The organism is Azospirillum sp. UENF 211521 (genome assembly GCF_058780535.1).
Genome location: NZ_JBSNCF010000001.1, coordinates 2,428,716 through 2,452,074, shown reverse-complemented (window position 1 = coordinate 2,452,074; position 23,359 = coordinate 2,428,716). Strand labels below are relative to the sequence as shown.

Here is a 23,359-nt window from a genome sequence, read left to right as displayed (position 1 = left end):
CCTCCGAGATCGATCGGGGGGCTCTGCCGGGGAAACTGTTGCGACGCAATATAATGATCCGGCTTCATAACGCAAGCGGCGAGGTGAGGGAAACTCGCCCAAAGCGCCTATGCGGAATTTCCTTGCGTCACAGCGACCGAATCATTGGCGTCTGGAACAAGGAATCTTACATGGTCGGTTGATGACCCGCCGCGTTTCCGCTTCCCGCCTCGCCATCCTCCTCCTGTCCAGCGCGCTCGTCGCCGTGCCGGGCGACCCGTCGCGCGCGCAGGACCCGGCGCCGGACCCGGTTCAGGAGGCCGCTCCGCCGCCCGCGGCGCCGGACGGCTCCGCGCCGGACGATCCCACGCCCAACGCCCCCGGCCCGCAAATCCCCTATGAGGTGGAGTTCACCGGGATGGAGGACGACGAGCTGCGCGACCTGCTGCGCGACAGCTCCTCGCTGGTCAGCCTGAAGGGCGATCCGCCACCGTCGGTGCTGGGGCTGGAACGGCGTGCCGACAGCGACCGGGAGCGCCTGCAGACGGCGCTGCGTTCCGCCGGCTTCTACGACGCGGTGCTCGACATCCGGGTGGACGCGGCCCAGACGCCGGCCAAGGTGACCGTGGCGGTGACGCCGGGCACGGCCTACCGCTTCAAGACCATCACCATCGCCTCCACCGACGGCGCGCCGCTGCCGGGCGGCGACGTGACGCCGGCCGACATCGGCCTGCCGGTGGGGGAGCGGGCGCGGGCGCCGCAGGTGGTCGACGCCCAGTCCGCTCTGCTGCGCCGGATGACCGACCGCGGCCACCCCTTCGCCACCGTCGCCGAGCGGCGGGTGGTGGTGGATCACGATGACCACAGCATGGACGTCACCTATTCGGTCGATCCCGGCCCGCTGGTGATGTTCGGCGACACCAAGATCGACGGGCTGGCCAGCGTCGACGAGACGCTGATCCGCGGGCGCCTGCCCTGGAAACAGGGCGACATCTACAGCCCGGCCAAGGTCGACCGGGCGCGCCAGCAGATCGCCCAACTCGACGTGTTCGACACGGTGCGGGTGCGGCTGGCCGAGGAGCCGGGGCCGGGCGGCGTCACGCCGGTGGACGTGACCCTGGCCGAGAAGCTGCACCGCTTCATCGGGGCCAGCGCCTTCTACTCGTCGGAGGATGGCGTGGGCGGCTCGGCCTATTGGGGCCACCGCAACCTGTTCGGCGGGGCGGAGCGGCTGCGGCTGGGCGTCGAGGTCGGGCGAATCGGCGGCGACAACGGCGCCGCGCAGGGACCGCGCGGCAGCCTGGACCTGCCGGACATCCGCCTGTCGGCCAATTTCCGCAAGCCCGATTTCCTGGCGCCGCGCCAGTCGCTGATCCTGGACTTCCAGGTCGCGTCGGAGCAGCCGCCGGCCTACGACCGCGTCGCCACCATCGGCTCGGCCTCGCTGGAGCGGCAGGTGACCGACCAGCTCAAGGTCTCCTACGGCGTGTCGGGAGAACGCGGGCGGGTGCGCTCCAACCTGCGGGAGTATCAGACCGGATTCATCGGCGTGCCGCTGGGCGTCGCCTGGGACGGCTCGGACAACCTGCTGAACCCGTCCAGGGGCTACCGCGCCTCGCTGCTTGCCACCCCCTGGTTCCCCTACGCCGGGGATACGGACTCGATCTTCACCAGCTTCCAGATCAACGCGTCGGCCTACCGCGACCTGTCCGACGACGGGCGCTACGTCGCGGCGGCGCGCATCGGAGTCGGCAGCACGGTGGGAGCCTCCCTGGACCAGGTTCCGCCGGACCACCGCTTCTATGCGGGCGGCGGCGGGTCGGTGCGCGGCTACGGCTTCCAGAAGGCCGGACCGCGCGACATCTACGGCGACCCGACCGGCGGACGCTCGCTGTTCGAGGCCGGGCTGGAACTGCGCGTCAAGGTGACGGAGACCGTCGGCATCGTGCCCTTCGTCGATGCCGGCACCGTCTTCGACAGCGCCTTCCCGGACTTCAAGGAGCCGCTGAAGGTCGGCGCGGGCATCGGCGCCCGCTACTACACTGATTTCGGGCCGTTGCGCGCCGACGTCGCCTTCCCGCTGAACGCCGACTCCGGCGATGCGAAGTGGCAGCTCTATCTCAGTCTGGGTCAGGCCTTCTGATTCGTCCTTTCAACCGGTGATGCCGGGTCGGGTCGCATTTTTGCCACTTGGATCGGGATCGCCCATGCTCTTTCCCGTTATACCATTCGGGGAATGCCGCAACGGGGTGCGTGGTGTCGGTTTTGCGTCGTCTGATCGTCCTTCTTCTGGCCATCACCGTCCTCAGCGGGGCGGTCCTGACGGAGGCCGCCCGCGCGGCCGACACCGACGGGGGCGGCTGGGGTCCGGCCAACGCCGTCCGGCGCTGGATCGCCCAGACCATCGAGAAGGCGGTCAACGGTCCGGACCTTCAGGTCAAGATCGGCACCATCGGTGGCGCGGTGCCCGTCAACTTCACGATCTCCGACGTCACCGTCGCCGACCGCGAGGGCGTGTGGCTGCGGCTGGAGGACCTGCGCGTCAACCTCGCCCCGACCGCGCTGCTGACCGGGCGGGCCAAGGCCGACGCCATCGAGGCGCAGCGCGTCGTCGTCGAGCGCGCGCCGCTGCCCGCCGAAGGGCCGGAGCCGCCACCCGACCAGGGGCCGACCTCCCTGCTGCCCAGCCTGCCGGTGGGCGTCGCCGTGGACAAGCTGGCGATTGCCGAGCTGGTCCTGGCCGAGCCGCTGATCGGGCAGGAGGCGCGGCTGAAGATCGACGGGTCGCTCGACCTCGCGTCCGGCGGGTCGTCGCTGGAGGTGCATCTGAACGTGGACCGTCTCGGAGACCAGCCGGGCACGGTGGCGCTCGACGTCGCCTTCAACCCCGACGACAAGCGGCTCGACCTGAATCTGAAGGCGTCGGAGCCGGCGGGCGGGCTGATCGCCACCGCGCTGAACATCCCCGGCGCTCCGCCGGTCAGCGCGTCGCTGGACGGGCAGGGCTCGCTGGACGATTGGAAGGGCACCTTCACCGCGGCGGCGGAGAACGCCGCCCGGCTGGCCGCCGACGCGACGATCAAGGCGGTGCCGGAGGGGCACGCCGTGACACTCGCGGCGACCGGCGACGTGGCGTCACTGCTCGGCCCCGACATCGCGCCGCTGGCCGGCCCGCAGCCGGCGCTCAAGGGCACGGTGGTGGTCGCTCCGGACGGCGCCCTGACCCTGCAGCCGGTGGCCGTCGAGACCGCCGCCGCCACGGCCAATCTCTCGGGGCGCGTCGGCGCCGACCGCCGCAGCCTCGACCTGCGCTACGAGGTGCAGGCCGGGCCGGACTCCACCCTGCACGGCTTCGCCCCCGGCATCGCCTGGCGGGAAGGCACCGTGTCGGGCACCGCCCAGGGCACGCTGGACGCGCTGACCGTGGTGGTGGAAGGGCTGATCCGCGACCTCGCCGCCGACGATCCCGCCCTGGCCTCGGTCGCCGGGCCGGAGGTGCGGCTGGACGGGCGGGCGCGGATCAACGCCGACACCGGCGCGGTGGGGATCGACGGGGTGACCCTGACCACCGCGGCGGCCAGCGTTGGAGCGCAGGGCAGCGTGACCGGTTGGGGCCAGACCGCCGACGTGACGGTGTCGCTGAACGCCGACGACCTGTCGCGCCTCTCCGCCCTCGCCGGGCAGCCGCTGGCCGGCTCGCTGGCCCTGGCCGGGCCGGTGCGCTGGCAGGAGGACGGCACGCTGACGGCCGGTCTCAGCGGCGCGCTGCGCGGCCTGCAGACCGGAACGCCGGCCGACGGCGTGCTCGGCCGCGACGTCAGCCTGGGCGCCCAGGCGGTGATGGAGCCGGGGGGCGCCATGCGCCTCACCGACCTGACGGTGGATGGCCGCAACGGGCGACTGACCGGTGCCGCGGCCTTGGTGGATGGGGCCGTGGACGCGAAGACCCGCTTGGAGATCGCCGACCTCGCCCCGGTGGGCACCGCTGCCGGGACTGAGATGGCCGGCGGCCTGACGCTCGACGCGACGGCGAAAGGCCCGTTGGACAAGCTGGTGGCCGAGGCGGCGCTGCACGCGCGGAACCTCGCCGTGCAGGGGCGCCGCTTCGGCGACACGCGGCTGAACGCCACCGCCCAGAATTTGCCGGGCGCCCCGCAGGGGCGCGTGTCGGCCCGCACCGAACTGGCTGGCGCCGGCTTGACCGCGGACGCCGCCTACGCGCTGGAGGGGCAGGCGCTGCGCATCAGCGACCTCGCCGTGGCGAACGGGCCGAACCGGATCACCGGTGCGGTGCGCGTTGCGCTCGACGCCATGACCGCGACCGGCAAGCTCGACGGCAACCTGCCGCAGCTTCAGGCCCTGTCGGAGCTGGCCGGCGTGCCGCTCACCGGGGCGGCGGGCTTCACCGTCGCGCTCGACGCGCCGAACGGCAAGCAGGCGGCCAACCTGACCGCCAACGCCACCAACCTCCGCGTCGAGGGGGAGGGCGGTCCGCTGTTCGCCGCGCGCCGCCTGACCGCCAACGCCGACGTCGTCGACGCGCTGGGCAACGCCAGCGGCAAGGCGCGTGTGGAGCTTCAGGACGGGGCCGCCGCCGGCAACGACTTGGCCCGCGTGACCGCCAGCGTTGACGGCTCGCTCGCCAAGGCGGCCTTCCGGGCGGAAGCCGCCGGCGCCGGGCGCGACCCGCTGGGGCTCGATCTGGCCGGCGAATTCACCCAGAACGGCGCGCTGAACCGCATCCGGCTGGACCGGCTCCAGGGCCGCTACAGCGGCGAATCCTTCCGGCTGACCCAGCCCGCCGCCATCGCCCTGGGCGAGCGGCGCTACGAGGTCTCCGGCCTGCGGCTGGTCAGCGGCAACGCCCAGCTCGCCGCCGATCTCGGCCTGAACGGAGAGCGGCTGTCGGGCGAGCTGCGGCTCGACCGCGTGCCGATGGCGCTGGCCCGGCTGGCCAACCCGACTCTGCGGCTGGACGGCACGCTGAACGCCCAGGCGACGCTCGGCGGCACCGTCCGCCGTCCGCAGGCCGACGCCACGCTGCGCATCGCCAACCTGAAGGCGCAGCAGACCACCCAGGCCGGCGTGCCGGGCCTGAACGCCACGGTCAACGCGCGCTGGCGGGAGGCCCGCCTGTCGGTGGATGGCGACGTCGCCACCAGCAACAACGCGGGCCGGGTGACCCTGACCGCCGCCGCACCGCTGGCGATGGACCCGGACACGCTGGCCTTCTCGGTGCCGGAGCGCGGCCGGCTGGAGGCGGCGCTGCGCGGCGCCATCGATGCCTCGCTCGCCAACGACCTGCTGGCGGCCAGCGGCGACCGGGCGCGCGGCACGCTGCGGCTGGACGTCAGCGTCGACGGCACGGTGGCGGCCCCCCGGCTGGGCGGCACGGTGACCCTGGCCAACGGACGCTACGAGAACCGGGCGAGCGGCGCCATCATCAGCAACATCGACGCCCGCATCGTCGGCGACGGCGACGTCTTCACCATCCAGAGCTTCCGCGGGCGGACCACCAACGGCGGCGAGATCAGCGCCCGCGGCGTGATCCGTCCCGCCGCCGCGGACCCGCAGCAGCAGCTCGACCTCGCCATCCAGGCCGACCGGGCCCGGCTGGTGCAGAACGATCTGGCGGTGGTCACCCTCGGCACCAATCTGACGCTGACCGGCAGCTTCCTGAATCCGCGTCTCGCCGGTCCTGTGCGGATCGAGCGGGCGGAAATCCAGATCCCCAACCAGACCCCGCCCAATGTGGTTGACCTGAAGGTCGTCGAGGTCGGCAAGGGCCGCAAGGCGCAGCCGGTCAGCCTGAAGAACGGGCCGGCTGGAAACGGGCCGGCGGCGCCGGAACCGGCCTTCGCGATGATCCTCGACCTGACGATCAACGCGCAGAACCAGATCTTCGTCCGGGGCCGCGGGTTGGAGGCGGAGTTCGCCGGCCAGCTCACCGTCACCGGCACCTCCAGCCAGCCGCTGGTCGGTGGGCGGCTGAACATGCTGAAAGGCGAATTGGACCTTCTCGCCAAGACCTTCGTCTTCAAGCGCGGCATCATCGAGTTCGACGGGGGACCCACCATCGACCCGCGGCTGGATTTCCTGGCGGAGGCTACGGCCAACGACGTGACCGCCCAGGTCCTCGTCACCGGCACTGCCGGGCAGCCGAAGCTGGAACTGACCTCCCCGCAAGGGCTGCCGCAGGACGAGGTGCTGTCTGCCGTGCTGTTCGGGAAGTCGGTCGGCAACCTGAACGCGGTGGAGGCGGTCCAGCTCGCGCAGTCCGCGGCGACCCTGGCCGGCTTCGGCGGTGGCGGGCCCGGCCTGCTCGGCAATCTGCGTCGCGGTCTCGGCGTCGACCGGCTGGAGTTCACCGGCGGTGCCGACGGCAAGGGCGGGGCGGTGGAAGCCGGGCGCTACGTCAGCGACCGCGTCTATGTCGGGGTGGAGCAGGGCATCGGCGCGAACCAGAGCCGCGCCACGGTCGAGGTCGACATCACCAAGAACATCAAGGCCCAGGCCGACGTCGGCGCCGATTCCGACACCCGCGTCGGCGTCAAGTGGGAGTGGAACTACTAGGCGTCGCCCGCCTTTCTGCGGTCCATGCGCGGCGTTCGGGCGCTGGTCATCGGCGCAAGAGCCCCCATATCGAACAAGGATGAAGGCCGCGCCGCCAAGGCTCCGGTCATCGGCGAAGGGGGAGCGGTGCGCGCTGCCAGAAGGATTCCCTACGTCAACCAGGGCATCGTCATGGCCTGCACGCTGGCCTTCGTGCTGGGCGTGCCGCCGGAATCCCTCGCCTTCGTTCCCGCCTATTTCTTCGGAACGGTGGAGACGGCGGGGCCGCTGCCGAGCTGGGCGGTGTGGCGCGGTCTGTTCGGCCATGTCCTGATCCACAGCGACATCGTGCATCTGGTCAGCAACATGCTGGCGCTCTGGGCCTTCGGCGGCGCGGTCGAGCTGGCGATGGGCAGCCTGCGCTACCTGCTGTTCTTCCTGCTGTGCGCCGCGTCGGGGGCCGTGGTCGAGGGGGCGTTGGCCGTCGATCCCATGGCGCCGCTGGTCGGGGCGAGCGGGGGAATCTGCGGGGTGATGGGCGCCTTCCTGCTGCTGCATCCGCAGGCCACGCTCGGCGTGACGCCCGGGCCGCGCGTTCCGGCCTCCTTCGTGGTGGGCAGCTTCCTGGCGATCAACGTGGCGATGACGCTGATGCCGCCGTCCCCGGACTCCAGCCTGGGCGACGTGGCCTGGGCGGCCCATTTGGGCGGGTTCGGCGCGGGGATGGCGCTGGTCGCCCTGTTCCGCCGCCCCGGCGTGGCGCTGTGGAGCGTGGCGCGCCTCAGCACCGCGGCGAAGGCCGCCGTCTATCTGACGCTGGTCGTGGTTCTGCTGCGCACCCTGTGACCATCCCTGCCGTGACCGTTGCCTTTGCCGGGCCGGGGCGGAATACTGCGCCCTCCATTGACGGAGGCATGTGACTATGGCGGAAACCGGGTCCGCGCCGGTGCTCGGCGTGATCGGCGGCAGCGGCGTCTACGACATCGACGGGCTGGAGAATCAGCGCTGGGTGAAGGTGGAGACGCCCTTCGGCGACCCGTCGGACGAGCTGCTGACGGGCGAGCTGAACGGCCAGACGCTGGTCTTCCTGCCGCGCCACGGCCGAGGCCACCGAATCCCGCCGTCGGAGCTGAACTTCCGCGCCAACATCTACGCGCTGAAGGCGCTGGGCGTGACCGAGATCCTGTCGGTCTCCGCCGTCGGCTCGCTCAAGGAGCATCTGCCGCCCGGCACCTTCGTGGTGATCGACCAGTTCATCGACCGCACCTTTGCCCGCAACAAGAGCTTCTTCGGCACCGGTCTGGTGGCGCATGTGGCGCTGGGCCATCCGGTCTGCGGGCGGATGGGCGACCTGATCGAGGAGGCGTTGGTCGAGTTGAAGGTCCCGCACCAGCGTCGCGGCACCTACATGGTCATGGAGGGCCCTCAGTTCTCGACCAAGGCCGAGTCCGAGCTGTACCGGAGCTGGGGCTGCGACGTCATCGGCATGACCAACATGCCGGAGGCCAAACTCGCCCGCGAGGCGGAGATGTGCTACGCGACCGTCGCCATGGTCACCGACTTCGACTGCTGGCATCCGGACCATGACCACGTCACCGTCGACGCCGTCATCCGCGTGGTGGTCGCCAACGCCGGCAAGGCGCGGTCGCTGGTCAGGACGCTTGCTCCGAAGCTCCAGGTGCGCGACGGGCTGTGCGCCCAGGGCTGCCACACCGCGCTCGACCACGCGATCATGACCGCGCCGGACAAGCGCGACCCGGAGATGCTGAAGAATCTCGACATCATCCTCGCCCGCTCGCTGGGCTGAGGACGCCAACGCAAAAAGCCGCGGGACCCGGCGTGCGTCCGGATCCCGCGGCTTTGTCATTTCAAGCCGGGTGGAAAGCCTCAGTGGCGGGTGCGCGCCGGGGTCACGTAGACGCCGTCCCAATCGACGCCGAACAGCGCGTCGTCGCCGGCTTCTTCCACCAGCTCGTCATAATCGCTGATCTCGATCAGGCCGAAGATCGAGGCGGTGCCCGAGGCGTCCAGGTCGCAGGTGATGACGCGGCCGGCGAACTCGACGGAGGTGAAGAACACCTCCGGCAGTTCCATGCTGTCGAGGTCGGCGGATACCGCGCATTCGATTTCATGGACCAGGCGCGAGGAGAGGGACCCCCGCAGTTTCGCCGCCTGGGAGGCCCAGACGATCTTCTTGACCCGCGCAGCCGGGCGGTTGTCGGCTTCGCCGATGCCCTCGTCGGGCTGGGCGGCCATGGCGATCATCCGGGAAACCAGGTTCGACGGGCTGGGCGCACGCATAGAGACCTCCGTGAAGAACGAGCGCAGATTCACCCGGCTTCGGTTAACGGGGACTTAAATCCGGACGTCACGGATGGCTTACCTCTTATGCGTAACGACCTATGACCAATCAGGAGGCCGGCGACGCGTAGGCCGCCGCCAGCCGCGCCGCGGTGGCCGCGTTGTTTCGGATCAGCGCCATGTTGGCGGTCAGGCTGCGCCCGCCGGTGATCCGCTCCAGCGCCGCAAGGAGGAAAGGCGTGACGGATTTTCCCGTGATTCCATGATGTTCCGCATCCTTTAGCGCCTGCGCGATGGCCCGCTCCATGGCGTCGCCATCCAGCGCGTCGGCCTCCGGGATGGGGTTGGCGAGGACCACGCCACCCTCCAGCCCAAGCTCCCATTTAGCCCTCAGGATCGCCGCGACCTCATGCACGTTGTCACAGCGATGAGAGACGGGCAGACCAGAGTTGCGGCTGTAGAAGGCCGGAAATTCGTCGGTGCCCAGCCCCAGGACGGGGACGCCGCGAGTCTCCAGCACCTCCAGCGTCTTCGGCAGGTCGAGAATCGACTTCGCACCCGCGCAGACGACGCAGACGCTGGTGCGGGCCAACTCGTCGAGGTCCGCCGACACGTCGAAACTGGTTTCGGCGCCGCGATGCACCCCGCCCAGGCCGCCGGTGGCGAAGACGGCGATCCCGGCCAGCCTTGCGGCGATCATCGTGGCGGCCACCGTGGTGGCGCCCGGCACCCCGGTCGCCAGCGCGACGGGCAGGTCGCGGCGGCTCAGCTTCAGGACGCCGGTGCCGCCCTTGGCGAGCCGTTCCAGGGACTCGGCGTCCAGCCCGACGCGGATGCGCCCGTCGAGGACGGCGACGGTGGCGGGCACCGCCCCCTCCGCCCGCACCGCGTCCTCCAGCGCCGTCGCCGTCTCCAGATTCTTCGGATAGGGCATGCCGTGCGAGATGACGGTGGATTCCAGCGCCACCACGGGCCGCCCCTCGGCCAGGGCGGCTGCGACCTCGGGCGTTGGGGACAGGCGGTGGTGCATGGTCGGAGTCTCCCTGGTTCTTCCGCATCCTGCGCTGCGCTCCGCCTCGGCGCAACCGGGGGGAATCGGAATTTTGTCCTTTCGCGAGGGCGGCCTATATTGCAGCACATGCCTGCACAAAGCCCCGCCCGCCCCCCGCCGAACGCTGGATGAAGGTCTGCCCCGAGGGGCTCTACGTCGAGCCCGGCGGCTTCTACGTCGACCCGCTGCGCCCGGTGGAGCGCGCGGTCGTCACCCACGGCCATTCCGACCACGCCCGGCCCGGCCACGCCCATGTGCTCGCCACCGCCGGGACGCTCGCCATCATGCGGCAACGGCTGGGCGAGGGGGCGGGGGCCGCGACGCAGACGCTCGACTACGGCGAGGCGATCCGCATCGGCGACGTGACGGTGCGGTTGGTCCCCGCCGGCCATGTGCTGGGCAGCGCGCAGGTGGTGCTGGAGCATGAGGGCACGCGGGTGGTGGTGTCCGGCGACTACAAGCGGCGCTTCGACCGAACCTGCGCGCCGTTCGAGCCGGTGCCCTGCGACGTCTTCATCACCGAGGCGACTTTCGGCCTGCCGGTCTTCCGCCACCCGCCGGATTTGGGGGAGATCGACAAGCTGCTGCACTCGCTGTCGCTCTTTCCCGAGCGCAGCCATGTCGTCGGGGCCTACGCGCTGGGCAAATGCCAGCGGGTGATCTCCCTGCTGCGCGCCGCCGGCTACGACCGGCCGATCTACCTGCACGGCGCCCTGGAGCCGATCTGCAAACTCTATGAGGGCTTCGGCGTGCCATTGGGTGAACTTCGCCCGGCCACCGTCGCGGCCAAGGAGGAGCTGAAGGGCGCCCTGGTGCTGGCCCCGCCCGGCGCGGTGGCCGACCGCTGGGCGCGCCGGCTGACCGACCCGGTGGTGGCGATGGCCTCCGGCTGGATGCGCGTTCGCCAGCGCGCCCGCCAGCGCGGCGTCGAGCTGCCGCTGGTCATCTCCGACCACGCCGATTGGGACGAGCTGGTCCAGACGCTCGACGAGGTCGCGGCCCCCGAGGTTTGGGTGACCCATGGCCGGGAGGAAGCGCTGGTCCACCACGCTACCCAGCGCGGCATCCGCGCCCGCGCCCTGGCCCTGGTCGGCTTCGAGGAGGAGGGGGCGTGAGGAACTTCTCCGCGCTGATCGACGGGCTGGTCTTCATGCCGGCGCGCAATGGGAAGATCCGCCTGCTGGCCGACTTCTTCGCCACCACGCCGGACCCGGACCGCGGCTGGGCGCTGGCGGCGCTGACGGAATCGCTGGTCTTCCACGAGGCCAAGCCGGCGGCCATCCGGCAGCTGGTCGCCACCCGCGTCGATCCGGAGCTGTTTGCCCTGTCCTACGATTATGTCGGCGATCTTGCCGAGACGGTGGCGCTGATCTGGCCGGAGCGTCCGGAGCGGGCGAACAGCCTGCCGCCCTCCCTGACCGAGGTCGTGGAGACGCTGCGCGCGGCCAAGCGCGGGCAGGTGATGGGGCTGGTCGAGGGCTGGCTCGACACGCTGGATTCCTCGGGCCGCTTCGCGCTGCTCAAGCTCATCACCGGCAGCCTGCGGGTGGGGGTGTCGGCGCGGCTGGCCAAGACGGCGCTGGCAGAGTGGGGCAAGGTCGATCTCGGCGATCTTGAGGAGTGCTGGCATGGGCTGACCCCGCCCTACGCCGACCTGTTCGCCTGGCTGGAGGGGAAGTCCGACCGTCCGGCGGCGGGGAAGGGGGCCGGCTTCCGCCCGCTGATGCTCTCCCATCCGCTGGAGGAGGAGGACATGGCCGGGCTCGATCCGGCCGACTACGCCGCGGAATGGAAATGGGACGGCATCCGCGTGCAGTTGGCGGCCCGCGGCGGCGAGCGGCGAATCTACAGCCGCACCGGCGACGACGTGTCCGGCGCCTTTCCCGACATCGCCGACCACATGACCTTCGACGCCGTGCTGGACGGCGAGTTGCTGGTCGCCCGCGACGAGGGCGCGATCGCGCCGTTCAACGACCTTCAGCAGCGGCTGAACCGCAAGACGGTGACCGCCGCGATGCTCAAGGAGTTTCCCGCCTGGGTGCGGCTCTACGACATCCTGTTCGACGGCGAGGAGGATCTGCGGAGTCTGCCCTTCACCGAGCGGCGCGCCCGGCTGGAGCGCTGGCACGACGCGGTGCGCCCCCGGCGGATGGACCTGTCGCCGCTGGTGCCGTTCGAGGGCTGGGAGGCGCTGAAGGGCTTGCGCGAGGGCAGCCGGGAGAACAGCATCGAAGGGCTGATGCTGAAGCGCAAGGACAGCGTCTACGTCGCCGGGCGTCCCAAGGGACCCTGGTTCAAGTGGAAGCGCGGGGCGTTGACCCTCGACACCGTGCTGATGTACGCCCAGCGCGGGCACGGCAAGCGGTCCAGCTATTATTCGGACTTCACCTTCGGCGTCTGGCGCGGCGAGGAGCTGGTGCCGGTCGGCAAGGCCTATTTCGGCTTCACCGACGCGGAGCTGGTCGAACTCGACCGCTGGGTCCGCAACCGCACCACCCGCCGCTACGGCCCGGTGCGCGAGGTCGAGCCGGGGCTGGTGCTGGAGGTCGCCTTCGACAGCGTGCACCCGTCGAACCGCCACAAGAGCGGCCTGGCGATGCGCTTCCCGCGCGTCCACCGCATCCGCTGGGACAAGCCGGCGGCGGAGGCCGACCGGCTGGAGACGCTCCAGGCCATGGTCGTCGGGTAACCTCGCCCAACCGGCCGCTTCTTCCATTTTGAACCGGGTCCGCGTTGACGCTGGTGGGGCAGCGCTTAGTCTTCTGCAACCGTTCGCTGCGGTCGAGCGGGGAAGACATCAAGCCGGAGACCTGACCATGCCGTTCGCCGCCGCTCCCGAATTCAAGAAACACAAGGCGAAGTGCGAGGCCGAGGCGAAGAAGATTCCGAACTCGGGCGACGCCCTGGCGGTGGTGAAGAAGTCCGGCGACGTCGAGAAGGCCGCCGCGGCCTGGGACAAGGCCTACAAGGCCGGGGACGCCAAGGCGCTGCGCGCGGCGCTGGCCGATCTGCTCCAGGCGACCAAGATCTTCCGGGCGAAGCTCAGCGCGGTCATCGTCAAGGCGCAGAAGGCGAAGAACGAGGGCGCCGTCGAGGTGGCGGCCGACATGCTGGGCGGCGCCATGAACGTCGAACAGATGGCCCAGTTGGAAAGCCAGTCCGCCCTGAAGAAGCTGGAGAAGGCGGGCAGCGCCAAGGAGATGCCCGCCACCACCTTCTTCGCCGACTGGACCTCCGCCAAGAAGATGTTCGAGGCGCTGACCGGCAAGAAGAAGCCGGCCGAGGGCTTCCTGCTCGCCTTCCGGGCGTCGAGCGGGCTGGAAAAGGCGACAAAGGCGCTGGACGCCGCCACACGCGCCAACGACGTCGACGCCCTGCAAAAGGCCATCAAGGGATTTGAGAAGACCGGCAGCGAGTATTTCGCCACCGTGAAGAAGAAGGCCAAGGTCTCCGTCGCGGCCGACGACACCGACATCCCGGACGAGTCGGAGGAGGCCTTCAACTACGATCAGGCGCTGGCGATCCTGTTGAAGAACCTGAACGTCATCCGCAAGGAAGCCGGCGACATCCTGGCCGAAGCGAAGAAGTAGACAGGATTCTCCGCCCTATCGGCTCAGCCGCATGTCGATGTGGTCGATGCCGACATCGTCGTAGATGGCGCTGACACGTCGCAAGCCGAAGCCGCCGTAGAAGCTTTCCAGATAAAGCTGTGCACTGATCTGCACGTCGTGCTCCGGCCATTCCCGGGCCAGCCGCTCCAGGCACTCGGCGACCAGCCGGCGGCCCAGCGCCTTGCCGCGCCACGCCGGCGCGACCGCCAACCGCCCGAAGGAGGTGGCGCCGGTTTCCGGATCGGGGCCGAAGATGCGGGCGTAGCCGACCGGTGTCGGCACGTCGCCGTCATACAGCGCCAGATGCTGCGCCACCGGATCGCGGCCGTCGAGGTCGGCGAAGGGCGATGCCTGCTCCACCACCAGCACGCTCTGGCGGAGGTGGAGCATGTCGTGGAAGGTGCCGGCGGACAGGTCGGCGAAGCGGTACCAGCGGGAATGCATGTCAGCCCCTAGAAGGAAAGGTCGGTGGGGTTCAGATGCTCCACCGTGAAGCCGAAGCGGCTGTGAAGACTCTCGCCGACGCGGAGCCGGTGGCAGAGGTGCGGCGACGCCTCGAAGCAGAGAAGGCAGGCCGGGCGTTCCCGTGCCAGGGCGGCGGCGCGGTTCAGGTCGTGCTCGGCTTCCGGAGTCTGCATCTTCGCGTCGACGATCGCCCAGAAGCGGTCCAGATCGCCCTGGTGGGCGGCGACGCGGCCCTCCTTGGGCGTGCCCAGCCCCTTCAGATGGACGTAGCCGATTCCGGCCTCCTCCAGACCGGCGGACAGCGGCCTTTTCGAGAAGCCGGCGCGGCGGGACAGGGGCAACTCGCGCACATCGAGCAGAACCCCGACTCCCCGCGCCTTCAATGCACGCAGGACGGAGTCGAAGGAGGCGCCTTCGTAACCAATGGTGTAGAGCGGCGGCGGGCTGCTCATGACGGGGAGGGGAGGGCGTTGCGGATCATGTACTCCGCGATGTCCTTCGGCTTCACCTTGACGTCGGTCAGCGGCTCGTCGGCGGACATCGCCTTGGCGACGAGAAGGCTGTTCTGCACGTTGGTCAGGGTGATCCGGAAGACGCCGGAGGCGCCCTTCAGCTTCGGGTAATAGGTCGGGTCGATGACCTTTTCCTTGCGCATCAGGCGCTCGATCACCGCTTCCTCGTCAAACTCCGCCACCTCCTGGCTGTGAACCGGGCGCCAGTCGCTCTCGCCCGCCCAGCCGGCGTCGATGGCGGCCTTGGCGGCGTCCGTGTCGGCGGCCACGCCCAGCTTGAAGATGTGCTTCCCCTGTCCGACGTCGGACGCCCATTTCGTCAGCGCGGCGCTGCGCGCCACATAAACCAAGGCCATTCTCGCGTTTCCCTAGCGGTCAGGCGGCCATGCTGCCGCGAAGCGGCCGGGGAGGCAACCGCCGGAACGGGGGAGGGGGGTCAGGGGAAGGAGGATTGCCGGGCGAGCGGGGTGATGAGGATGCGGCTGACCACGTCCTTGCCGAACAGCTTGACGCTCTCCTCGTCGATCTTGCGACGCAGGGCGGGCATGTTGGCGATGTTGCCGCGGACGATCCACCCCTCTTCGATGCCCAGATAGACGGCGCGCAGGGCGGCGTCGTGCAGCCGCGGGATGGCGACCTGGACCTCGCCCAGCCGGGTGGCGTTCGCCACCTCCAGCATGACCTCGATCTGGGTGTAACGCTCGACCTGCCCGCGGCTGACGATGGGGACCATCACCGGCTTGATGCGGACGGAGGGTGGCAGGGCCGCCGGCCCCTCCGCCGCCTGAGCCACCATGGCCGAACCGGCGACCGTGGCGACGATGAGAAGGCAACCGAGGAAGGACGCGACCCTGCGCATAAACGGGCACCGGAGAAATCGATTGGGTGACCCCGATAGTAGGGGCTCACCCGCCCGCCTTCAATGGCCCCTGCTGTAACAAGAGATTCGGCTTATGACCCGGCGCGCCGTTTTCAGGCCGCCTTCTGCCCGCTGGCCTGGATCGCCTTCTTGTTGACGTCGTTGATGGCCAGAACATTCAGCTTCTTGTCGGTTTCCTTCTCTTCGTTCAGGGTCTGCTCCAGCAGATCCGCCACCTTGGTGAGGCCGCAGGCGGTGGCGTAGGCGTGGACGGTGCCGTAGCTGGCGATCTCGTAATGCTCCACCTTCTGGGCGGCGGCGATCAGGGCGGCGTCCTGAACCTCCGGGGCGAGGCCCATCTCCATGATCTCGCGGGCCTCGCTGATCAGCCCTTCCATCGCGTCGCAATGCTTGCCGCGGGTGCGGGTGTCCAGCTCGTCGAAGACCTGCTCCAGCCGTTCGATCTGGCCCCGGGTCTCCTCCAGATGGGACTCGAAGGCCGCGCGGAGCTTCTCGGAATGCGCCGCCTTGGCCAGCTTCGGCAGGGCCTTGGTGAGCTGCTTTTCGGCGTGGTAGATGTCGCGAAGTTCTTCGATCAGCAGATCCTGCATGGTCTTGGCAGCCATGGTGCCGGTACTCCCTTGCTGAGTGCGTCGTCCGCCAACAACAGGACGTGGCAGATGGGGTTCCGGGACGGTTGCGCTGTGCTAAGGTGGTATCGGGACCGGCGAAGGCCGGCGATGGAGAGAAAGCAATGGTGGGCAATCGGGCGCCTGGAAAAGGCCAGACGGCTGGAAACGGCGCGGGAAACGGCCCCGGCGAGGTGCTGTTCGAGTTCCAGCGGGTCGGCAGCTACCTGAAGGTGATGGCCATCGATCCGGTCACCGCGACGGAGGTGTCGGTCGTCGGGCCGGCCACCGGCAGCCTGGAACTGCTGAAACGGACCGCGATCAGCAAGCTCCAGTTCGTCATGAAGCGCGACGCGGCCAAACGCTGACGCAGATCCGGACAGGCGGACGCCAAGAAGCGCGCCCTCCCGGCGGGGCGGGGGGCGCGGCTAGTCTTGGCTTCTGCTGATGGTGAGCACTGACATCCCGGTGCCGGACCTGCGGAACCGGTCCGGGGGTGAACTGCTCGACTCCGACTCTAGACCTATGCCGCGCCGTGGGCACTGGTGCATCGGATGTAACGCCTGTAGAAACCGTTCCACGAACGAACGGACCGCCGTGCGTCCCGGGCAGCGCTTTCCGGGCGCGGCGGCCCTGACCGAATGCGGAGGGAGACGATCGCAATGCGTTGCGTGACGGTCTTGCGGAGAATGCCCGTGCTGTTGAGAAAGACCCTGGCGCCGGCGGCCGCGCTGCTGGTGCTGGCCGTGGCGGCGCTAAGCCCGGCGCGGGCGGAAACCACCATCATCTGCACGAAGCCCGGCGTTCCGCTCTGCATGAGCGACACCACCACCTTCGTCAGCGCGGACAAGATGGCCGCCTGCCAGTTCGAGGTGAAGGAGTACGTGGACAAGACCATGGACTATCTGCGCTGCCTGAACGAGGAAAACACCAGCACCGGGCAGGAACTGACCCGCAATGTCGAGCGATTCAACTGTCGCCTGTCCGGCCGCAACTGTGGGTGATGAGAGGCGCGGGCGGGTTCGGCAACGTCCCCCGCGCAACGGTCCGGACGGTCCGGGCCTGGGAAAGGCATAAGGGCGAAACGACACAGGGCCGGCCTCCCATCGGGGAGGCCGGCCCTGTTCGTTCAGGACGGTGCTGGCGCTCAGCCGGCCTTGCGGCGGGTCTGGCGGCCGGAGCTGCGGCCGAGGCCGATCCGCTTGGCGAACTCCGAGCGCTGCGCCGCGTAGTTCGGCGCGACCATCGGGTAATCCGGCGGCAGGCTCCAGCGCGCCCGGTATTCGTCCGGCGACATGTTGTAGGTGGAGCGCAGATGGCGCTTCAGCATCTTCAGCTTTTTGCCGTCTTCCAGGCAGACGATGTATTCGGGCGTCACCGACTTGCGGATCGGCACGGCGGGCTTCAGAGGCTCCGTCGGAATTTCTCGGGGCTGCGTGTTCAGCCCGGTCAGCGACGAGTAGACCGTGTTGATCACCTCGGGAATCTGCTGCGCCGGCAGAACGTTCTTGCTGACATATGCGGAGACGATGTCCGCGGTCATCCGCAGAAGCTCGTTATCGGGCACATCGGCGCGAAGCTGGTCACTCATTGCCATTAGTCCTGATTTTTCATTTTGTCCCTAGCAACCAAGTTGCACAGCGTGATTTGGGTGTCAATATAATTTCGAAAGCAGCGAATTAAGTTATTTGCGATCTGCATGAAGTTACAAGGCGTGGCAAATCAGATGTCCCAGGAAATGGCCGGACGGGGGCTGCACTGCCCCGCGTTTAGGCATCGTCTAGTGAGGGGAAATTAGGCAAGACCATGGGAATCGGGCCCCGCAACTGACCGATTCGTGGTGCGACACCGAATCGCTCAACATGCTTACTGGCCGTTAACGTCAACGGGCACGGGAAATAGAGAAACATTTGTTCTCGGCATGTATCGCGAGCTCCGTCCATTTTTCCGCTTCAGCCCCCGCCATGCCGCCTTCTGCGGTTCTGTGCCCGGCGCAAAGCCCCTGTGCGTTGTGTCCTTCTGGCGGTTCGGGGCGACATCTGGTAGCTTGCCGCCATGCCGCCGTCCCCGCAGGGTGTTCCCTCCGGGCCGGCGCCATTCGTATTCGTGCACGGAGTTTTTCTTTCATGACCACCATCGCGATCGCGTCCGATCACGCGGGGTACGAGATGAAGGCCCAGATCGCCTCCTGGCTGGCCGGCAACGGCTACGAGGTGCTGGACCTCGGCTGCAACGGTCCGGAATCGGTGGATTACCCGGATTTCGCCACGGCGCTGGCGGGTGCCATCAACGACAAGCGCGCGGCGCTCGGTGTGTTGATCTGCGGCAGCGGCATCGGTATCAGCATCGCGGCGAACCGCCATCCGGGCATCCGTGCCGCCCTGGTGCACGACGTGACCACCGCCCGCCTCGCGCGTCAGCACAACGACGCGAACGTGGTCGCGCTGGGCGCCCGCATCATCGGCGCGGAGATCGCGAAGGACTGCGTGGACGCCTTCCTGAAGACCGATTTCGAAGGCGGTGAGCGGCACAGCCGGCGAATCGCCAAGATGGGATGAGACGGCCCTTCACCCGGCCCGTGACTGCTTTCTGAACCAAGGACCTGCCCTGCCATGACCGTGACCAACGCCGACCCCCGCGCCGAGATCGGCCGCTTCTTCGCCGCCTCGCTCGCCGAGACCGATCCCGAACTGGCCCGCGCGGTGCGCGACGAGCTGGTCCGCCAGCAGGAGCAGATCGAGCTGATCGCGTCCGAGAACATCGTCTCCCAGGCGGTGCTGGAGGCCCAGGGCTCGGTCATGACCAACAAGTACGCCGAGGGCTATCCGGGCCGGCGCTACTACGGCGGTTGCGAGTATGTGGACGTGGCCGAGACGCTGGCGATCGAGCGCGCCTGCAAGCTGTTCGGCTGCGGCTTCGCCAACGTCCAGCCGAACTCGGGGTCGCAGGCCAACCAGGCGGTCAACCTCGCCCTGCTCCAGCCGGGCGACACCATCCTCGGCATGTCCCTGGCGGCCGGCGGCCACCTGACCCATGGCGCCGCCCCGAACCTGTCGGGCAAGTGGTTCAAGGCCGTGCAGTACGGCGTGCGCCGTGACGACCACCTGATCGACTTCGACGAGGTCGAGCGTCTGGCCCGCGAGCACAAGCCGAAGCTCATCATCGCCGGCGGCTCCGCCTACCCGCGCGTCCTCGACTACCAGCGCTTCCGCGCCATCGCGGACGAGGTCGGCGCCTACTTCATGGTGGACATCGCCCACTACGCCGGCCTGATCGCCGGCGGCGTCTACCCGAACCCGTTCCCCTACGCCGACGTGGTCACCACCACCACCCACAAGACGCTGCGCGGCCCGCGCGGCGGCATGGTGCTGACCAACAGCGAGGAGATCGCCAAGAAGATCAACTCGGCGGTCTTCCCCGGCCTGCAGGGCGGCCCGCTGATGCACGTCATCGCCGCCAAGGCGGTGGCCTTCGCCGAGGCGCTGCGTCCGGAGTTCAAGACCTACGCCAAGAGCGTCCTGGACAACGCCCGCGCCCTGTCGAAGGTGCTGATCGAGGGCGGCCTGGACATCGTGTCCGGCGGCACCGACAGCCACATCGTGCTGGTCGACCTGCGTCCGAAGAACCTGACCGGCAAGGCCGCCGAGGCGAGCCTGGAGCACGCCGGCATGACCTGCAACAAAAACGGCGTGCCGTTCGACCCGCAGAAGCCGATGGTCACCTCCGGCGTCCGTCTGGGCAGCCCGGCGGCCACCACCCGCGGCTTCGGCGTGGCCGAGTTCGAGCAGGTCGGCCGCCTGATCGTCGAGACGCTGGACGGTCTGGCCGCCAGCAACTCCGGCGACAACGCGGCGGTCGAGGCCAAGGTGCGGGAGGAGGTGCGCGAGCTGTGCCGCCGCTTCCCCATCTACCCGACGCTGTAATCATCACGACCGACTAAGGGGAAAGGCCGGACATGCGCTGCCCGTTCTGCGGACACGAGGACACCCAGGTCAAGGACTCGCGACCGACCGAGGACAACTCGGCGATCCGCAGGCGGCGGTTCTGCCCCAGTTGCAGCGCGCGCTTCACCACCTTCGAGCGCGTTCAGCTCCGTGAGCTGACGGTGGTGAAGAGCACCGGCCAGCGGGAGCCTTTCGACCGCGAAAAGCTCCTGCGCTCCATGCGCATCGCCCTGCGCAAGCGCCCGATCGACGCCGACCGCATCGACCGGGTGGTGAACAGCCTGGTGCGCCAGCTCGAATCCTCCGGCGAGAGCGAGATCCCGTCGAAGCAGATCGGCGAGATGATCATGGTGGCGCTCCAGACGCTCGATCAGGTCGCCTACATCCGCTACGCCTCGGTCTACAAGGACTTCCGCGAGGCGTCGGACTTCAACGAGTTCGTCGAGCAGCTCGCCCCCGAAGCCCAGAACGGGTGAGGGGGCGGGCGGTGCCCATGGCGAAGCAAGCCATCCACCCCGATGACCTCCGCCACATGCGGGCCGCGCTGGTCCTGGCGGCGCGCGGTCTCGGCAACACATGGCCGAACCCGGCGGTGGGCTGCGTCATCGTGCGCGACGGCGTGGTGGTCGGGCGCGGCTGGACCCAGCCGGGCGGGCGGCCCCACGCCGAGACGGAAGCGCTGTCGCGGGCCGGTGGGGCTGCGCGCGGCGCAACCGCCTATGTGACTCTGGAGCCCTGCAACCACTACGGGAAGACGCCGCCCTGCGCTCTGGCGCTGGTCGAGGCCGGGGTGGCGCGGGTGGTCGTGGCCTGCGGCGATCCCGATCCGCGGGTCGCCGGCGGCGGGCTGGAACGGCTGCGCGCCGCGGGGATCGCGGTGGACACCGACGTCTGTGAGGACGAGGCCTGGACGCTCAACGAAGGCTTCTTCCGGCGCATCCAGGACGAACGGCCACTCTACACGCTCAAGGCGGCGACGACGCTGGACGGACGCATCGCCACCCACAGCGGCCAGTCGCAGTGGATCACCGGGCCGACGGCGCGGGCCTGGGGACACCGGCTGCGCGCCACCCACGACGCCATCATGGTCGGCATCCGCACCGCCCTGGCCGACGATCCGGAACTCACCTGCCGCCTGCCGGGTCTGAGCCACCGGTCGCCCGTGCGCATCGTGGTGGACAGCCGCCTGCGCCTGCCGCTGACCGGGAAGCTGGCCGTGGGCGCGCGCTCGGTGCCGACCTGGGTGGTCACGCGCGAGGATGCGGACCCGAGCCGCCTGGCCGTCTTCCAGGATTGCGGACTCGAGGTGATCCGCGTGCCCGCCGACTCCGCCGGCCTGCCGGATCTGGCCGCGGCGAGCACGGCCCTGGCCCGCCGCGGGCTGACCCGCGTGCTGGTGGAGGGCGGCGCCACACTGGCGGCCTCGCTGCTGCGCGCCAATCTGGTGGACCGGCTGGAATGGTTCCGCGCCGCCTCGGTCATGGGCGGCGACGGGCTGCCGGCGGTTCACGCCTTCGGGGTGGACGGGCTGGAGCGCATGGCGCGATTCCGCCGCACCGACCTGCGTCCGGCCGGAGACGATCTCGTGGAAAGCTACGTCCGCCGCGGGTGAGCGGCGCCGTTTTTCAGGACGTCCGGCACCGTGCCGGGCGCAACAGTCCGTTGCGTGGCACGCCGTGCGGATGAATCTTTCACACGATTGAAAACCTGCTAAATTGCCGGCCCATGTTCACCGGAATCATCACCGATGTTGGGCGCGTTCGGGCCGTGGAACGGCAGGGCGACACCCGGTTCACCGTCGAGACCGTCTTCGCTATGGAGACGGTTCCCATCGGCGCGTCCATCGCCAACAACGGCGTCTGCCTGACCGTGGTCGAGAAGGGCCCGGGCTGGTTTGCCGTCCAGGCCTCCGCCGAGACCCTGTCGAAGACGACGCTGGGCGGCTGGGCCGAAGGCACGCGCGTCAATCTGGAGCGGGCGCTCAAGGTTGGCGACGAGCTGGGCGGGCACATCGTGTCCGGCCATGTCGACGGCGTCGCCACCGTGGTGGACATCCGCGCCGACGGCGAGTCGAAGCGCTTCACCTTCGAGGCGCCGGCCTCCCTGGCGAAATACATCGCTTCCAAGGGGTCGGTGGCGCTGGACGGCGTGTCGCTGACGGTGAACGAGGTCGATGGTGCGCGCTTCGGCGTGAACATCATCCCGCACACCCAGGATGCGACCACCTTCGGCGCGCTGAAGGCCGGGGACCGGGTGAACCTGGAAATCGATATGCTCGCGCGGTATGTGGCGCGGCTGGCAGGGCAGGAATGACGTCCGAGTTTCACGAGTATCTGTCGCGCCCCGAGGAGATCATCGAGGAAGCGCGCCAGGGCAAGATGTTCATCCTCGTCGATGACGAGGACCGCGAGAACGAAGGCGATCTGGTCATCCCGGCTCAGTGCGCGACCCCCGAGGCCGTGAACTTCATGGCCAAGTACGGGCGCGGCCTGATCTGCCTCGCCATGGACCAGCACCACATCGAGCGGCTGCGCCTGCCGCTGATGGCGCAGCAGAACGGCACCCGCCACCAGACCGCCTTCACCGTCTCCATCGAGGCGCGCGAGGGCGTGACGACCGGGATCTCCGCCGCCGACCGCGCCCGCACGATCCAGGTCGCCATCGACCCGACGGCCGGGCCGGATGCCATCGTGACGCCGGGCCACGTCTTCCCGCTGCTCGCCCGCGACGGCGGCGTGCTGGTCCGCGCCGGCCACACGGAAGCCTCGGTGGACATCGCCCGCATGGCCGGCATGACCGCGGCGGGCGTGATCTGCGAGATCATGAACGACGACGGCACCATGGCCCGCCTGCCGGATCTGGTGAAGTTCGCCCAGTTCCACGGGCTGAAGGTGGGCACCATCGCCGACCTGATCGCCTACCGCCGCCGCACCGAAACGATCGTCGAGCAGAAACTGGCGGCGACCCTGGACAGCCGCTTCGGCGGGCGTTTCCAGATGTACGTCTATGTCAACAAGGTGGCTTACGCGGAGCACATCGCGCTGGTGCGCGGCGACATCTCCGGCGACGAGCCGGTGCTGGTGCGCATGCACGCCCTGTCGGTGCTTGACGACGTGCTGGGCGACAAGAGCGCCGCGCGCGACGGCGAGCTTCAGGCCTCCATGGAGATGATCGCGCGGGAAGGCCGCGGCGTCATCGTCCTGCTGCGCGAGCCGATGGCGAACAGCCTGACGGAATCGGTGCTGGCGCGGCTGGAAGGCCATGACAACCCGACCCCCGCGCTGCGGGATTATGGCGTCGGCGCGCAGATCCTGCTGGACCTGGGCGTGCGCGACATGGTTCTGCTGTCGAACCGCAAGAAGTCCATCATCGGGCTGGAGGGGTACGGCCTGACCGTGCTCGGCCACCGCCCGATTCCCCTGCAAGACCAGTAACGGCCAGCCGAGCGACCCTGAG

The 23,359-nt window shown here is 69.3% G+C and carries 23 protein-coding genes; 15 read left to right on the top strand and 8 right to left on the bottom strand.

The annotated features are described in order from the left end of the window. The first annotated feature begins 181 nt into the window (after positions 1-181). The 4 genes from ACWPN5_RS11550 to ACWPN5_RS11535 all read left to right on the top strand — a co-directional run bounded on the left by ACWPN5_RS11550 (position 182) and on the right by ACWPN5_RS11535 (position 8,338). Positions 182-2,122 carry an autotransporter assembly complex protein TamA gene (locus tag ACWPN5_RS11550; protein WP_247888351.1) on the top strand — a complete coding sequence of 647 codons (1,941 nt, stop codon included), beginning with the start codon at positions 182-184 and terminating at the stop codon, positions 2,120-2,122. A gap of 113 nt (positions 2,123-2,235) precedes the next feature. Beyond that, on the top strand, positions 2,236-6,552 hold the full coding sequence (locus ACWPN5_RS11545; protein WP_492295443.1) for a translocation/assembly module TamB domain-containing protein: 4,317 nt from the start codon (positions 2,236-2,238) through the stop codon (positions 6,550-6,552). Positions 6,553-6,678: 126 nt separating this feature from the next. Next, positions 6,679-7,377, top strand: coding sequence for a rhomboid family intramembrane serine protease (locus tag ACWPN5_RS11540; protein WP_145686560.1), 699 nt, complete (start codon positions 6,679-6,681; stop codon positions 7,375-7,377). A 76-nt stretch (positions 7,378-7,453) separates the two neighbouring features. Further along, complete coding sequence (locus ACWPN5_RS11535) at positions 7,454-8,338, top strand: S-methyl-5'-thioadenosine phosphorylase (RefSeq protein WP_492295442.1); 885 nt, start codon at positions 7,454-7,456, stop codon at positions 8,336-8,338. 80 nt (positions 8,339-8,418) lie between these two features. Here ACWPN5_RS11535 and ACWPN5_RS11530 read toward each other — a convergent pair whose 3' ends face one another. Continuing rightward, a complete protein-coding gene (locus ACWPN5_RS11530) occupies positions 8,419-8,832 on the bottom strand; it encodes a hypothetical protein (RefSeq protein WP_145676656.1) in 414 nt (137 codons plus the stop codon). Between the two features lie 109 nt (positions 8,833-8,941). Continuing rightward, positions 8,942-9,862 (bottom strand): pseudouridine-5'-phosphate glycosidase, encoded by a 921-nt coding sequence (locus ACWPN5_RS11525; RefSeq protein ID WP_492295441.1) that lies wholly within the window; start codon positions 9,860-9,862, stop codon positions 8,942-8,944. A gap of 149 nt (positions 9,863-10,011) precedes the next feature. Between ACWPN5_RS11525 and ACWPN5_RS11520 the strand changes: the two genes are divergently transcribed. The 3 genes from ACWPN5_RS11520 (at position 10,012) to ACWPN5_RS11510 (ending at position 13,473) form a co-directional block, all read left to right on the top strand. After that, on the top strand, positions 10,012-10,998 hold the full coding sequence (locus tag ACWPN5_RS11520; protein WP_492295440.1) for a ligase-associated DNA damage response exonuclease: 987 nt from the start codon (positions 10,012-10,014) through the stop codon (positions 10,996-10,998). Beyond that, positions 10,995-12,572 carry a cisplatin damage response ATP-dependent DNA ligase gene (locus tag ACWPN5_RS11515; protein ID WP_492295439.1) on the top strand — a complete coding sequence of 526 codons (1,578 nt, stop codon included), beginning with the start codon at positions 10,995-10,997 and terminating at the stop codon, positions 12,570-12,572. Before ACWPN5_RS11520 ends, ACWPN5_RS11515 begins: the two co-directional genes overlap by 4 nt. A 127-nt stretch (positions 12,573-12,699) precedes the next feature. Further along, positions 12,700-13,473, top strand: coding sequence for a hypothetical protein (locus tag ACWPN5_RS11510; protein ID WP_145686525.1), 774 nt, complete (start codon positions 12,700-12,702; stop codon positions 13,471-13,473). 15 nt (positions 13,474-13,488) lie between these two features. Here ACWPN5_RS11510 and ACWPN5_RS11505 read toward each other — a convergent pair whose 3' ends face one another. From ACWPN5_RS11505 to ACWPN5_RS11485, 5 genes are all read right to left on the bottom strand, one after another. Next, positions 13,489-13,938 carry a GNAT family N-acetyltransferase gene (locus ACWPN5_RS11505; protein WP_492295438.1) on the bottom strand — a complete coding sequence of 150 codons (450 nt, stop codon included), beginning with the start codon at positions 13,936-13,938 and terminating at the stop codon, positions 13,489-13,491. Positions 13,939-13,946: 8 nt separating this feature from the next. Next, positions 13,947-14,411 carry a DUF488 domain-containing protein gene (locus ACWPN5_RS11500; protein ID WP_145686520.1) on the bottom strand — a complete coding sequence of 155 codons (465 nt, stop codon included), beginning with the start codon at positions 14,409-14,411 and terminating at the stop codon, positions 13,947-13,949. Beyond that, on the bottom strand, positions 14,408-14,827 hold the full coding sequence (locus ACWPN5_RS11495) for a hypothetical protein (protein ID WP_492295437.1): 420 nt from the start codon (positions 14,825-14,827) through the stop codon (positions 14,408-14,410). Before ACWPN5_RS11495 ends, ACWPN5_RS11500 begins: the two co-directional genes overlap by 4 nt. Before the next feature lie 80 nt (positions 14,828-14,907). Continuing rightward, positions 14,908-15,330, bottom strand: coding sequence for a hypothetical protein (locus tag ACWPN5_RS11490; RefSeq protein ID WP_145686515.1), 423 nt, complete (start codon positions 15,328-15,330; stop codon positions 14,908-14,910). A gap of 113 nt (positions 15,331-15,443) precedes the next feature. Further along, entirely contained in the window at positions 15,444-15,956 is a 513-nt protein-coding gene (locus ACWPN5_RS11485; RefSeq protein ID WP_200477589.1) for a YciE/YciF ferroxidase family protein, read from the bottom strand. Positions 15,957-16,084: 128 nt separating this feature from the next. Between ACWPN5_RS11485 and ACWPN5_RS11480 the strand changes: the two genes are divergently transcribed. Continuing rightward, positions 16,085-16,327 carry a DUF6898 family protein gene (locus ACWPN5_RS11480; protein ID WP_145686510.1) on the top strand — a complete coding sequence of 81 codons (243 nt, stop codon included), beginning with the start codon at positions 16,085-16,087 and terminating at the stop codon, positions 16,325-16,327. Between the two features lie 327 nt (positions 16,328-16,654). Next, positions 16,655-16,963 carry a hypothetical protein gene (locus ACWPN5_RS11475; protein WP_492295436.1) on the top strand — a complete coding sequence of 103 codons (309 nt, stop codon included), beginning with the start codon at positions 16,655-16,657 and terminating at the stop codon, positions 16,961-16,963. A gap of 143 nt (positions 16,964-17,106) precedes the next feature. Here the strand turns inward: ACWPN5_RS11475 and ACWPN5_RS11470 are convergent, their stop codons facing one another. Continuing rightward, a complete protein-coding gene (locus tag ACWPN5_RS11470) occupies positions 17,107-17,550 on the bottom strand; it encodes a Ros/MucR family transcriptional regulator (RefSeq protein ID WP_145686508.1) in 444 nt (147 codons plus the stop codon). A 535-nt stretch (positions 17,551-18,085) separates the two neighbouring features. On the opposite strand from ACWPN5_RS11470, the gene rpiB reads away from it, so the two are divergent. From rpiB to ribB, 6 genes are all read left to right on the top strand, one after another. Then, on the top strand, positions 18,086-18,517 hold the full coding sequence (gene rpiB, locus ACWPN5_RS11465) for a ribose 5-phosphate isomerase B (protein ID WP_145686506.1): 432 nt from the start codon (positions 18,086-18,088) through the stop codon (positions 18,515-18,517). A gap of 54 nt (positions 18,518-18,571) precedes the next feature. Further along, positions 18,572-19,882: a serine hydroxymethyltransferase gene (gene glyA / locus ACWPN5_RS11460; protein ID WP_014240730.1), complete on the top strand. Its 1,311-nt coding sequence runs from the start codon at positions 18,572-18,574 to the stop codon at positions 19,880-19,882. A 32-nt stretch (positions 19,883-19,914) separates the two neighbouring features. Further along, a complete protein-coding gene (gene nrdR, locus ACWPN5_RS11455) occupies positions 19,915-20,379 on the top strand; it encodes a transcriptional regulator NrdR (RefSeq protein WP_014240731.1) in 465 nt (154 codons plus the stop codon). Positions 20,380-20,396: 17 nt separating this feature from the next. Beyond that, positions 20,397-21,515, top strand: coding sequence for a bifunctional diaminohydroxyphosphoribosylaminopyrimidine deaminase/5-amino-6-(5-phosphoribosylamino)uracil reductase RibD (gene ribD / locus ACWPN5_RS11450; protein ID WP_492295435.1), 1,119 nt, complete (start codon positions 20,397-20,399; stop codon positions 21,513-21,515). 113 nt (positions 21,516-21,628) lie between these two features. Continuing rightward, positions 21,629-22,216 (top strand): riboflavin synthase, encoded by a 588-nt coding sequence (locus ACWPN5_RS11445; RefSeq protein ID WP_145676639.1) that lies wholly within the window; start codon positions 21,629-21,631, stop codon positions 22,214-22,216. Then, positions 22,213-23,337 carry a 3,4-dihydroxy-2-butanone-4-phosphate synthase gene (ribB, locus tag ACWPN5_RS11440; protein WP_200477586.1) on the top strand — a complete coding sequence of 375 codons (1,125 nt, stop codon included), beginning with the start codon at positions 22,213-22,215 and terminating at the stop codon, positions 23,335-23,337. Before ACWPN5_RS11445 ends, ribB begins: the two co-directional genes overlap by 4 nt. Positions 23,338-23,359 lie beyond the last annotated feature (22 nt).